The 11,082-nt window shown below is 62.7% G+C and carries 14 protein-coding genes; 4 read left to right on the top strand and 10 right to left on the bottom strand.

Features of this window, described 5'->3' with window-relative positions:
* Nucleotides 1–3: 3 nt before the first annotated feature.
* Together GC162_15930 and GC162_15925 are read right to left on the bottom strand one after the other, a co-directional pair.
* A complete protein-coding gene (locus GC162_15930) occupies nt 4–852 on the bottom strand; it encodes an alpha/beta hydrolase fold domain-containing protein (GenBank protein ID MBI1370130.1) in 849 nt (282 codons plus the stop codon).
* 67 nt (nt 853–919) lie between these two features.
* Complete coding sequence (locus GC162_15925) at nt 920–1,687, bottom strand: hypothetical protein (protein MBI1370129.1); 768 nt, start codon at nt 1,685–1,687, stop codon at nt 920–922.
* An 86-nt stretch (nt 1,688–1,773) separates the two neighbouring features.
* Here GC162_15925 and GC162_15920 point away from each other — a divergent pair, with 86 nt between their 5' ends.
* Both GC162_15920 and GC162_15915 read left to right on the top strand, forming a co-directional pair.
* Nucleotides 1,774–2,238 carry a hypothetical protein gene (locus tag GC162_15920; GenBank protein MBI1370128.1) on the top strand — a complete coding sequence of 155 codons (465 nt, stop codon included), beginning with the start codon at nt 1,774–1,776 and terminating at the stop codon, nt 2,236–2,238.
* A gap of 13 nt (nt 2,239–2,251) precedes the next feature.
* Nucleotides 2,252–2,473 (top strand): hypothetical protein, encoded by a 222-nt coding sequence (locus GC162_15915; GenBank protein ID MBI1370127.1) that lies wholly within the window; start codon nt 2,252–2,254, stop codon nt 2,471–2,473.
* A gap of 36 nt (nt 2,474–2,509) precedes the next feature.
* Here the strand turns inward: GC162_15915 and GC162_15910 are convergent, their stop codons facing one another.
* The 5 genes from GC162_15910 to GC162_15890 form a co-directional block, all read right to left on the bottom strand.
* Nucleotides 2,510–3,523, bottom strand: coding sequence for a hypothetical protein (locus GC162_15910; GenBank protein MBI1370126.1), 1,014 nt, complete (start codon nt 3,521–3,523; stop codon nt 2,510–2,512).
* Nucleotides 3,524–4,050: 527 nt separating this feature from the next.
* Nucleotides 4,051–4,410, bottom strand: a complete 360-nt coding sequence (locus tag GC162_15905; GenBank protein ID MBI1370125.1) for a hypothetical protein — start codon at nt 4,408–4,410, stop codon at nt 4,051–4,053.
* Nucleotides 4,411–4,462: 52 nt separating this feature from the next.
* Nucleotides 4,463–4,681, bottom strand: a complete 219-nt coding sequence (locus tag GC162_15900) for a type II toxin-antitoxin system HicB family antitoxin (protein MBI1370124.1) — start codon at nt 4,679–4,681, stop codon at nt 4,463–4,465.
* An 8-nt stretch (nt 4,682–4,689) separates the two neighbouring features.
* A complete protein-coding gene (locus tag GC162_15895) occupies nt 4,690–4,881 on the bottom strand; it encodes an addiction module toxin, HicA family (GenBank protein ID MBI1370123.1) in 192 nt (63 codons plus the stop codon).
* Between the two features lie 18 nt (nt 4,882–4,899).
* On the bottom strand, nt 4,900–6,573 hold the full coding sequence (locus tag GC162_15890; GenBank protein MBI1370122.1) for a menaquinone biosynthesis decarboxylase: 1,674 nt from the start codon (nt 6,571–6,573) through the stop codon (nt 4,900–4,902).
* A 69-nt stretch (nt 6,574–6,642) separates the two neighbouring features.
* Between GC162_15890 and GC162_15885 the strand changes: the two genes are divergently transcribed.
* Complete coding sequence (locus GC162_15885) at nt 6,643–6,969, top strand: hypothetical protein (GenBank protein ID MBI1370121.1); 327 nt, start codon at nt 6,643–6,645, stop codon at nt 6,967–6,969.
* A gap of 19 nt (nt 6,970–6,988) precedes the next feature.
* On the opposite strand, the gene GC162_15880 is transcribed toward GC162_15885, so the two are convergent.
* The gene (locus GC162_15880) at nt 6,989–7,438 is read right to left on the bottom strand and encodes a nucleoside-diphosphate kinase (GenBank protein ID MBI1370120.1); all 450 of its coding nucleotides are present in this window, start codon (nt 7,436–7,438) and stop codon (nt 6,989–6,991) included.
* A gap of 130 nt (nt 7,439–7,568) precedes the next feature.
* On the opposite strand from GC162_15880, the gene GC162_15875 reads away from it, so the two are divergent.
* Nucleotides 7,569–9,041, top strand: a complete 1,473-nt coding sequence (locus GC162_15875) for a twin-arginine translocation signal domain-containing protein (GenBank protein MBI1370119.1) — start codon at nt 7,569–7,571, stop codon at nt 9,039–9,041.
* 196 nt (nt 9,042–9,237) lie between these two features.
* Here the strand turns inward: GC162_15875 and GC162_15870 are convergent, their stop codons facing one another.
* A complete protein-coding gene (locus GC162_15870) occupies nt 9,238–10,020 on the bottom strand; it encodes a DUF1559 domain-containing protein (protein ID MBI1370118.1) in 783 nt (260 codons plus the stop codon).
* Nucleotides 10,021–10,253: 233 nt separating this feature from the next.
* On the bottom strand, nt 10,254–11,048 hold the full coding sequence (locus GC162_15865) for a hypothetical protein (protein ID MBI1370117.1): 795 nt from the start codon (nt 11,046–11,048) through the stop codon (nt 10,254–10,256).
* Nucleotides 11,049–11,082: the final 34 nt, after the last annotated feature.

Below are 11,082 nucleotides of genomic sequence, written 5' to 3'. Positions count from 1 at the left end.
CAATTACTTCCGGAGGTTCATCACGTCGTGCATGAACTTGAGCATGGCCGCGGCGACTTCGTCGTCGGCGTCCTTGAAGTGTCCGACGATCGAGCCGTGCGTGCGGTCCTTGACGACAATGCACTGGGCCTGCATGTTGCCGGCGGCATGCATGGCGGCGGTGAAGTAGACGTTCTCCTCGGCACGGGCCGCCATGTCGTGGTCGCCGGCGATGTTCAAAAACGGCGGGGCGTCCTTGCGGACCCAATAGCTGGGGGCGAAGGCGTCGATGATCGGTTGCGTGCCGGCGATGCCGCGCTCGGCGCGGATGGTGAAGTGCGTGATCATCTGACCGGAGATCGGCATGTAGCCGGCGACGTCGTTGGGGCTCAGTCCATGTTTGCCCAGATAGTGCGGGTCCATCCCGACCATCGCCGTCAGAAACCCGCCCGCCGAGTGACCGGAGACGAAGACTTTCTTCGGATCGCCGCCGTAGTCGGCGATGTGTCTGATCGTCCACGCCACCGATGCCGCCGCGTCTTCGATGTAGGTCGGGCATTTGACCTTCGGCGAGAAGCGATAGCTGACGAGCACGACGCCGAAGCCCTCGGCCGTGAATCGCTTCGCGAAGGTGACGCCCGATTCGCGACTTCCGCCGGTCAGTCCGCCGCCGTGGAACCAGACGATCGTGGCGTAGCCCGTCGCGCCGGCGGGGCGGTACACGTCGAGTTTGCACTGGGTTTTGGCGTAGTCCGTGTCGGCCGCGTCGCCGAGGTAGGCGATGTCCGCTTCCTTGACGAAGTTGTCGGCGGCGTGAAGGGCGCTCGATTGGAGCAGCAGAAGCGCACAAACAAACAGACGGGTCGATCGCATGAAGGCCTCCGGCGGGTGAGAGGTCGATGGACCGTGTCATTCTTGCAGCATCCTGCCGCCGCGTCCATCACGCACGCGCCGCCGGATCCTGCCGATAGTAATCGCACAGCAGCTTGTACAGTTCGCCATGATGCTCGCGCATCTGCCGCGGCTTCTCGAAATACGCCTCCGTCGCCACCGCGAAAAACTCCGCCGCATTCGTCGCGCCGTACGTATCCAGCACCGTCGCCCGCCCATGCTCCGCATCATCAACGAGCGCCTCGTACTCGCGCGTCATGATCCGGTGCCACGCCTGATACATCTGCCGACTCGACAGCGGCGGCGTCCCGTCCGCATCGTGATCCAGAAAATCCAGATTGTGCGCAAACTCGTGCAGCACGACGTTGTGCCCGTCCGCCTCATTCCTCGCCCCGCCCAAAACCGAATCCCACGCCAGCACAATCGGCCCCCCGTGCGCCGCCTGCCCCAGAATCATGCTCTCCTCTTCGAGCACGAGCGCCCCATACTGCCGCCGCCCCGGCGCGAGCATCGTCGTCGGATAAATCAATACCTCATGCACCGTGGCGAAATAGTCGTGTTCGATATCGAGAATCAAAAGCCCCGCCATCGCCGCGATGGTCCACTTCATTTCCTCCGTCACGGTCAAACCCCCGCAGCCGGTCCATCGCTTCTCCGCCGTGATCACGTGCGCGATGTCGATGAGCGTCGACCGCTCCGCGCGCTCCAGCCGCCGCACCAGCGGCAACTGCTCCACCAGCGCGACCCACTCCGGCGAAACCCGCTGCGCAAGCAACTTCGCCCGCCGCCGTCGTTTGAAATAGTCGAAGGGGAACATGTGGGAGCGATATATACCACATTGATGCGTCGCCGCGCGATTTCATGCTGATGTCTCCCCAGGAAGACGGGCCGCTACAATTCTGTGTGGAGACACCCAGCCATCATCGCCCATCTCAAGTCCTCGCCGCGTGCTTGTCGTCTTCGTGCGGCGTCTTGTTGGTTGTGTCGCTGATGATCCTGTTGCAGGGGATTAGTAAGGAGGCCTATGAACCACTTGAGTCCGTCGATTTCGTCTTGCTCGTCATCGCGAGCCCCATCGTTATGGCGTTGTGGTTACTTTGGCTGGTGACTTTGTTGTTTGGAGTGTGCCGCCGCCGATTACCGCGCACGGCAGCAGTCGCCTTGGTCATCCCCGCGATGGCGATCTATCTGATGCACGGTCTTCCGGCTGAATACTTCCGGCACGACCTTGAATTCTTGCTGTTTGAGGATCAATTTGTGAGCGCGCCGCCTCAACCGACGCACGTTTCCGAAATTCTTGTTCCACCCATCAAGGCCGCGCCGCTCGTCCCGCCGCACGGTTCCGACGCGTCGCCCAACGGGGAGTAGGATAGCGAACGCAATGGCGAACAAGCATCGGCGTCAAACCAACTACAGCGGTATCGCGAACGCAATCTTCGGACTCTTATGCGGATTCATCGCCGCAATTGCTTTGTATTTCGTGGCCTCTTTGTTCTTGCAGACGATCGAACAACAGGGAACGCTGACCCTCGCGATGCTCTACATTACGCCGATCCTGGTTATTGGAGGCGGATTTGTCGGACTCGCCTTCTGCAAAAGATAGACGCTCGTCGGGCCAGAGTTGCTTCGAATGGCGTCATTATTTTTCCCCCGGCAGCGTGAGCCCGTACTGTGCTTTGACGAACTGACGCACCGCATCCGCGAGGGCCTCGGCGAAAAGCTGGCGGGACGCTTCGGTGCGGCGGACGTCCCAGGTCGTCTCGATCTGCACCGCATCGACATGCACGCCCGGCTGATTGGAGCTGTGCGCGGCGATGTCGTACGACCCATTGAAGTAGGGCACATCGGCGTCGAGCGTCCCGGGCGCTTTGGGATTCGGATATTGCAAGCTCGGTGTGGCGGGCCGGCCGTCGGGATGACCGTGCGCCCGGTAGTACGCATCGACCAGACTCGAAAGACTCGTCGGCCCGCGCACCAGTTCCGCCCTCTCGTGCGCCGAAGTCCGGCGCGACGCGGCGAAGCGCAGCGTGCTGCGCGTGCGCAGCGCCTCGGCGAGCTGGTCATCCGTGCCGGGCGTGTCGGGTTTGTCATCCGCGTGCAGGTCGGTCGCGCGGATCAGGTAGCCGTACATGTCGAGCTTGCGCGACGCCGCCAGTCCGTGAATGTCCAGCAGCAGGCCCGCGCCGTATTGCCGCTGCACCGCCTGCACCGCTTCGTCCGCCCGCGCGTGAAAGTCCCGGTAGTGCTCGACCGCCCGCGCGTCCGGCCCGACCTTTTTTCCCGACGCATCGACCCAACCCTGCCGCTCGTCCTGCGCCCATGACCGATTCGGCTCCACCACCTTCCGATGCAGCAGATTCACGACCAGATACGGCTTGTGCTCCTTCCCGTCCGCATCCCGATACGTCAGCGCCGCCGCGATCGCCCGCGCCAGATCGTCCGTATTCGAATCCCGCCCCTTCGCCTCCGCCATCGTCGCCATCCCCTCCGGCACGATCCTCCCCCCGTGCGGCGCGAGCAGCACAATCGGCAAATCCCCCGGCTCGTACACGACCCACGGACTATGCCCCCCATCCTCCGCCCGCGCCCGCCCGCCGTTCAATAGAACAACCAAACCCAACACCATCGCCATCACCCGACGCACATGAATCATCGCTGGAGTATACCGACGCCCACCCACCCCCGCCCGACCCGGAACGGGTCGGCTATATAGCCGACCCCTCCGGGGTCGGTGACTTGGAATTGTTCACGCACTTGTGTGTACCCCGCCGTGATTCACAACCCCACCCGACCCGCACGGCTTGCCAAGCCAAGCCGTGGCACCCGGCGCTGCGACGCATCATCCCAACCCGTTCACAGTCCGCCCGGTCCCCGTTGTAAGAACACATGCGAGAAGGCCATGGATCGACGAGCCGCGACCGTCAAGGAGCGGTCGAAACAGGTCACATTGAGCGGCGCCGTGACCGCTCCCTGACGGTCGCGGCTCGTTAAACTCCGCCCTCTCACACACATTCCAAGATGGGTCGAGCGCAGCGGATACACCACGTAAGGCGAAGCAAACGCCGAAACCAAACCGTCGCCCCACACGATGCACGACCGCCGCGCGAACACGATGAAATATGATTGAATGCTCCCCCGCAAAACGTGACGGGTCCGCTTCGCTTGACCCATCCTACTTCGCTATGGGGTCGGTGCCTTGTCCATCCATAGCGTGGTCAATTCTTTTTCCGATCGCCGATACCAGTCGGCGGCCAAAACAAAAATTCGCTCGACTTCGTTTACGATTTCCTTGAATCCTTGATCTGTCTCGCCGATCCTGACTTGCTCGCCGGTGCGTTTCGTGAAGATTAAAAAGACCTCGTCATAATTGGCTGCGAAGCAGTCGCCATCGATTTGAACGATGTCGGACCAATGGATCGACTCTCTGATCTGATCATTTTGCACAACGTCAAAACCGTCGTCAGAAAGACAAAATCGAAACCGTCTCAGCCGGGGACAAAACACATTGCGGAACGATGCGATCAGGTCACTGATTTTCACAGGAATTCTCCTGCGTGTTACGACAAGGCGATCGCTGCGCTATCTTCCAGCGTCATTTCGTGGCCACGACTTCTGCGGTCGAGCGTGGCTCGGGGATGGGTTGACCGGAGTCTTTGAGCAACTGGATGTGGCCGGCGATGGCTTCCTGAATCATGGCGCGGGCTTCTTCGGGGGTGTCGCCGCAGGAGATGCAGCCGGGCAGGTCAGGGACGAAGACGCTGTAGCTGCCGTCGTCGGCTTTTTCTATCACGATGGTGTATCGACGCGTCATGGGAAACCTCACTGAAGACCGGCCTGCCGGAGAATGGCTCGCAATGTACCGGGCGCGACATCGCGATTGTTCTTGCCGCCGCCAGGGACCGTCAGCGTGCCCGGTTTGGTGGGGTGCTGAAAGTGCAGATGACTGCCGGTCGTTCGTACATGACGCCAACCATCGTCAGTCAAGCGGCGAATCAGATCGCGGTATTTCATGAAAGTATAGTCCCGGAATTAGTCGAGTCCGAATTCCTTCCACCGTCGATCAATCTTCGCCTTAACAACTGCTGACATTTCGAGGCGTGTGGGGTAGTCGCGGAGGGGGTGGCCTTTGGCTTCTTCGCCGGGGATTTTTTTGGTGGCGTCGAAGCCCATTTTGTGGCCCGCGCCGAGGCGGGGGGCGGCGTGGTCGAGGATGTCGAGGGGGCCGGTGACGAGTTCGGTGTCGCGGGCGGGGTCGCAGTTGGCGCAGAGGTGGAACAGGACGTCTTCGTGGTCGTGGACGTTGACGTCTTCATCGACGACGACGATGAGTTTGGTCCAGGCCATTTGGCCGGCGCCCCAGATGGCGTGCATGACGCGGCGGGCTTGCAGCGGGTATTCCTTGCGGATTTTGATGAAGGCGCAGTTGTGGCAGGCGCCGAACATGGGCAGGTCGTAGTCGAGGATGTCGGGGACGAGCGTGCGGAGGAGCGGCAGGAAGAGGCGCTCGGTGGCCTTGCCCATGTAATAGTCTTCCTGCGGGGGGAGGCCGACGATTGTCGTCGGGTAAATCGGATTGCGTCGGTGGGTGACAGCGGTGATGGTGAAGAGCGGATAGCGATCAGGGAGGGAGTAGAAGCCGGTGTGATCGCCGAAGGGGCCTTCGAACACTTCGTGGTTGGGATCGAGTGGGGAGTGGGGAGTGGGGAGTGTGGAGTTGGAGATGCGCGGGTCATAACCGATGGGGCCGCATTCGGTGGAGACGAAGCCCTCGATGACGATCTCGGCGTTGGCGGGGACGTGGAGGTCGATGGTTTTGCAGGGGACGAGTTCGATGGCGCGCTGGTTGAGGAAGCCAGCCATGAGCAACTCGGAAATGCCGGGGGGCAGGGGGGCGGTGGCGGCGTAGGGCAACACACTCTCGCCGCCGAAGGCGATGGCGCAGGGCATGCCCCCGGAACGGCCGAGTTTTTTCCAGGCGCGCCAGTGGCGGGCGCCATCGTGGTGGATGTGCCAGTGCATCGCCGTCTTGTTGCGGTCGAGGAGTTGGGCGCGGTACATGCCGATGTTGCGGCTTGGGCGCGGACCGTCCTTTCCGGCGTCGTCGGGGTGAATCGTGTAGACGCCGCCGAAGGTGATGTAGCGGCCTTCCCCCGGAAGTTGCAGGTCGTACGGGTAGCCAAACTTCCGGGGGTTTCCGTCGTCGGGCCAGCATTTGATGATGGGCAGGTCGAAGAGATTGACATCGTTGCCGGTTTTGACGACTTGCTGGCAGAGGCCGGACTTGACGACCTTGGGCGCGAGGCCGGCGATCTTGGCCAGTTCGAGTCCCTTCTTCATCTTCTCCATGATCCCGACGGGCGGCTCGGGCTTGACGAGTTCGCCGATGCGCTCGGCGAGCGATTCGAACCCGCCGTCCGTGCAACCGAGCGCCATCTCCATGCGGCGATAGGAGCCGAAGGTGTTGATGGCAAGCGGCATGGACGAGCCGGCGACGTTCGAGAAGAGCAGGGCCTTGCCCCCGAGCGTGTGATGACGCGGATCGGTGACGGCGGCGACGGGGGAGGTCGAGGGGGCGGGGGACTTACTGATGCGGTCGGTGATCTCGGTGATTTCAAGAATGGGGGAAACCGGGGCGGCGATGCGATGCAGTTCGCCGGCGGCGTCGAGAGCGTCGATGAAGTCGCGGAGGGTGGGGTAGGTCATGTGGGGATGATAAACTCGAAACTCGAAAATCGAAACTCGAAGGGGGTATCATGTCATGCGGAACGCGGCATGAAAAAGACGATCTACATCGCGGTGTGCGTGCTGCTGGCGGCGGGGATCGCGACGGGCGTGCCGCTGTGGGACGATTTTCTGCCGGGCAATTCGGTGAGGCCGCCGCGCACGGAGACGGATCCGTCGTTGGCGCAGGTGGATGTGCGTGCGATTCGCGATCTCGTTCCGCACGACGAAAGCGAATATATCGAGAGCATTACAACGAGCGCGGATGGGAGCGTGAATGTATGGACGAGTACGGGCGGCGGCGCCGGACATTGGTACGTGCTCAGGAAGACCCATGGTCGATGGGAGTGTGAGCGCGTCATGCAGTATGTTCAGTGATGCGTCGGGCCGGTGGGCGTTACCCGTCGATCCACTTCTGAACCGCGCGGTCGTATTCGACGATTTCGCCGGGTGCGAACCAGAGGGCCAGTTCGCGGTGGGCGGATTCGAGGGAGTCGGAGCCGTGCACGAGGTTCATGGCTTTACTGATTCCGAAATCGCCGCGGAGAGTGCCGGGGTCGGCGTTGGCGCCGTCGGTGGCGCCGATGAGTTTGCGGCAGACGGCGACGGCTTCGCGGCCACGGATGGCGAGAACCAGCACGGGCGTGGACGTGATGAAGTCGATCAAGCTCTGAAAGAACGGCTTGCCGTCGTGCTCGGCGTAGTGCTTTTTGGCGATATCGACGGGGACTTTCATGAACTTGGCGCCGACGACGGCGAGGCCCTTGGCTTCGAATCGCGCGAGCACCTGGCCCATCAGGCCGCGTTGCACTGCGTCGGGTTTGAGGATGATGAGCGTGGTTTGCATGGTCGGCAGGTTCCTTGGGAGGCGTTTTCGGGTTGCGGCCGGTATGGGCGAGCCCATAGAATAGTGAACCGATCCGGGACCGCAACCGTACGAGGCATTGATTCTTACCTTCTACCTGGAGCCCGCCACCATGACGATCCGATCGACCCGCCGTACCTTCATCAAGCAAGTCGCCGTCGCCGGCGCATCGATGCCGCTGGTGATGCCCACGCTCGTCCGCGCCAAGTCGGCCAACGGCAAGCTGGGCATCGGTTTCGTCGGGACCGGCGGCCGCGCGTCCGCTCACACCGGTGAGATTCACAACATGGGCGAACAGGCGATCGCCTTCGCCGATGTGGACAAGAACCAATGGAACGGCGTGCTGGGCAAGAAGGGATGGGAAAGCGCGACGGGGTACACGGATTGGCGGAAGATTTTCGAAAATCACGAGAAGGACATCGACGTCGTCTTCGTCGCCGTGCCGGACCATACGCACTTCGCTCCGTCGATGACGGCTGTCTCGCTCGGCAAGCATTGCTACACGGAAAAGCCGCTGTGCTGGTCGGTGCGCGAGTGTCAGCTTCTGGCCGAAGCGTACGCCAAAAACACGAACGTCGTGACCCAGATGGGCAATCAGGGTCACTCGATGCAGGGTTGGCGCATCGCGTACGAGCTGTACAAGGCCGGGGCGATCGGCGACATCGTCGAGTTCCATACGTGGACGAACCGCCCCGTCTGGCCGCAGGGTTGGGGCAAGCCCACCGGCGAGGACAAGGTCGGCGACAATCTGGATTGGGAGGCGTGGATCGGTGCGGCCCCGATGCGCCCGTACGTCTCGGAATGGAAGGAGGGTCCGTTCGCCAAGGGCGGCGACTGGAAGCATAAGGTGTATCACCCGTTCGCATGGCGCGGCGTGCGCGACTTCGGGTCCGGCGCGCTGGGCGACATGGCCTGTCACACCACCGACGGCATCCACTCGCTCATGGACCCCGACTACCCCATCAGCGTCGAGCCCGTCGGCGTCACCCCGCCGGTCAAGGATGAAGACAGCTATCAGGTCGGCGGCATCTACAAGTTCGAGTACCCGGCCAAGGACGGCAAGCCCGCCTTCAAGGCCTTCTGGTACGAGGGCTACAAGAAGATCGGCGACGACGGCCGGTTCCATGATGAAGACTGCTACATGCCCGAAAAGCCCGCCGAACTGGGCGATCGGCAGATGCCCCGCACCGGCAACATCGTCGTCGGCACCAAGGGCAAGATGCTCGTGACCGGCGACTACTGGAACAGCGCCCGTCTGATTCCCGAAGAGACGCACAACGAATTCATCAAGTCCCAGCCCGGCGGCAAGCTCCCCGAGCTCGTCGAGCGCTCGCCCGGTCACCACAAGGAATTCATCATGGCCTGCAAGGGCGAGAAGCCGCGCGAGTTCAGCCGCTCCAACTGGTCGTACTCGGGCCCGATGACCGCCAAGATTCAGCTCGGCAACGTCGTCGCCCGCGTCGGCAAGAAGATCGAGTGCGACACCAAGACCGGCAAGATCACCAACATCCCCGAGGCCAACGACCTGCTCTGGCGCGAACCGCGCAAGGGCTGGGGCCCGCTTCAGAGCATCGTGGCGCTCTGAGTTCCCGTCACATCCGCTGACCACCACGAAGCCCGCGGCCACACGCCGCGGGCTTCTTCTTGCGCTCCGACCGTGGCCCATTCCCCGCTTCGCACCGGCGCGGAGGGCGTTGGCGCGCCGGTGCGCTTTGGACATCACGGTGCGCGGAAAAGCGAAACACCCGTGCGCGACGCGGGTGAATTGACCCGATGGGCGTTTACGGGAACCCCTCAAAATACCAGTACGCCAGCCCGGCCTGAAACGTGGCGGCGCTTTGCGGGGCGGTCATCATCGTCGCGTGGTTGTACTCGCGCTGCGAGTAGCTGAGCACCGCGCCGTCGCCCGTGGCGATGTTCTGCCAGTCCACCAGCCCGTCCGCGGCGGGGTGACACGTCGGATACAGCCACGACGACGTCCACCCGTTCCAGTCCACCACATCGCCGACGATCACGCGCATCGCGATGTGATCGGCGCTGGCGCGCGTCACCGGCGGATGCTTGCCCGAGCCCACGTAGTTGATGGCGTTGGCGAAAAACGCGTAGTCCTCAAAACGCACCTGCGTGCCCGTGTCGTTGGCGGCGTTGTACGCCTGCTTCATCGTCAGATGCAACCGGCTCCACGAATAGCCGATGTTCCTGAGCACCGCTTCCATGGTCAGCATCCGCCGACTGCTCGGACATCGCATCACGCGCTCGTTGAGTCCGTAATCGTCGCGCAGCACGCCGATGTTCGTCCCGGCGGTATATCCGCCGCCGCCGTTCTCGACGATCATGTACGGATGCGTGCTGCCCGTCCAGACGGTCGCCTTGGGGAACCAGCCCTGAAAATCCGAGGCGTAGGCGATCGAACTGACCGCCCATTGATGGAGATTGCTCGCGCACGCGGCGCGCGAGGCCGCTTCGCGCGCCTGCCGCAGCGACGGCTGAAGGATCGCCACCAGCGCGACGATGATCGCCACGACGACCAGAAGTTCAATCAAAGTAAAGGCGCATCGTCGCATCTTGCGTTCCCTGATCGCCGCCGCTCAAAGAGCGGCGCGACGGATCTATGATCGGGTGCAAACACGTTCGATCGACTTCCGTCCATCGAACGCATCGTCGCCGACCGGCCGCGGCCTGAACGTTCAGACCATCACCCGCCAGAGTGTTTGCTCGGACGCGAGCGGCGACGTCAAGCTGTCAATGCGGCCGCCCGGCTTTCGCCCGGCGGCCGCGAGCAGGCGGACATTCCGTTTCAGCGGCGCGTCCGGCGGCGCGCCAGCGTGAGCGCCATCAAACCCAGTCCGGCCGGCAGTGCGGCGGGGGCGGGGATGGCGATGGCCTGAATCTCGATGCCGGTGAAGATCAACGGGTTCGCCCCGGCACGGTTGTAGAAGAGGTTGATGAATCCGCCGCTTGTCGGTGCGACGTTCAGGAAGACGGCGGAGGAGAGGCCGGGTGTGAATCCGCCGTCGTTCCACGCCGTCAGATTCGCCGCATTCGCGCCGGACGAAGGGAGGTTGATCGTCGCGGCGCCGATCGTGACAGAAGCGCCGTCCAGCGCGCCGTTGCTCTGAATGCGGTTGATGTGGACGGCGATGTTGTAATGGAGGGTCACATCCAGACCGCCGAAGCGGCTGCCGGCGTCGAAGGCCGTTCCCGTGCCGTTGTAGTTGGTATCGGTCTTGTTCGAGTTGCCGTCGAAGATATAGTCCTGCGTGACGCTGTTTGTCTCCCCGGCCACGACGACCGAGCCCCAGTTGCTCCAGACGCCGCCGGAGGAACCGATCGTCTTGGGGACGGAGTCAAAGGTGACGCCGGTGACGGTTGAGCCGGCGGTGTTGGCAAGGTTGGTGAACAGCGCGTTGCCGTTGTTGATGTTCCACGTGGCGTTCGTCGGGGCGAAGATGCCGGCGAAGGCGTAGGTCGTCGTGGACTGCGACGCGTTCATGACGTCGATGGCGATCTTGTCGCCGGCGACGATCGCAGCGCGGGCGGAACCCGAGGCAAGGATCAGGCCAAGCATGACGAGTGTGTGGATCCGATTCATAAAAGTCGTTTCCTTCCAATTCCGTTCAGGATTT

The sequence above is a fragment of the Planctomycetota bacterium genome, from assembly GCA_016125255.1.
Lineage (GTDB): Bacteria > Planctomycetota > Phycisphaerae > Phycisphaerales > Zrk34 > RI-421.
Note: the sequence above shows the minus strand (reverse complement) of the source record. Positions and strands in the feature narration are given on the sequence as shown.

Bases quoted from the DNA above. Each gene is read 5' to 3' on its own strand.
- GC162_15930 (MBI1370130.1), bottom strand. From the start codon at position 852: ATGCGATCGACCCGTCTGTTTGTTTGTGCGCTTCTGCTGCTCCAATCG.
- GC162_15925 (MBI1370129.1), bottom strand. From the start codon at position 1,687: ATGTTCCCCTTCGACTATTTCAAACGACGGCGGCGGGCGAAGTTGCTT.
- GC162_15915 (MBI1370127.1), top strand. From the start codon at position 2,252: ATGGCGAACAAGCATCGGCGTCAAACCAACTACAGCGGTATCGCGAAC.
- GC162_15910 (MBI1370126.1), bottom strand. From the start codon at position 3,523: ATGATTCATGTGCGTCGGGTGATGGCGATGGTGTTGGGTTTGGTTGTT.
- GC162_15900 (MBI1370124.1), bottom strand. From the start codon at position 4,681: ATGACGCGTCGATACACCATCGTGATAGAAAAAGCCGACGACGGCAGC.
- GC162_15895 (MBI1370123.1), bottom strand. From the start codon at position 4,881: ATGAAATACCGCGATCTGATTCGCCGCTTGACTGACGATGGTTGGCGT.
- GC162_15890 (MBI1370122.1), bottom strand. From the start codon at position 6,573: ATGACCTACCCCACCCTCCGCGACTTCATCGACGCTCTCGACGCCGCC.
- GC162_15885 (MBI1370121.1), top strand. From the start codon at position 6,643: ATGAAAAAGACGATCTACATCGCGGTGTGCGTGCTGCTGGCGGCGGGG.
- GC162_15880 (MBI1370120.1), bottom strand. From the start codon at position 7,438: ATGCAAACCACGCTCATCATCCTCAAACCCGACGCAGTGCAACGCGGC.
- GC162_15875 (MBI1370119.1), top strand. From the start codon at position 7,569: ATGACGATCCGATCGACCCGCCGTACCTTCATCAAGCAAGTCGCCGTC.
- GC162_15870 (MBI1370118.1), bottom strand. From the start codon at position 10,020: ATGCGACGATGCGCCTTTACTTTGATTGAACTTCTGGTCGTCGTGGCG.
- GC162_15865 (MBI1370117.1), bottom strand. From the start codon at position 11,048: ATGAATCGGATCCACACACTCGTCATGCTTGGCCTGATCCTTGCCTCG.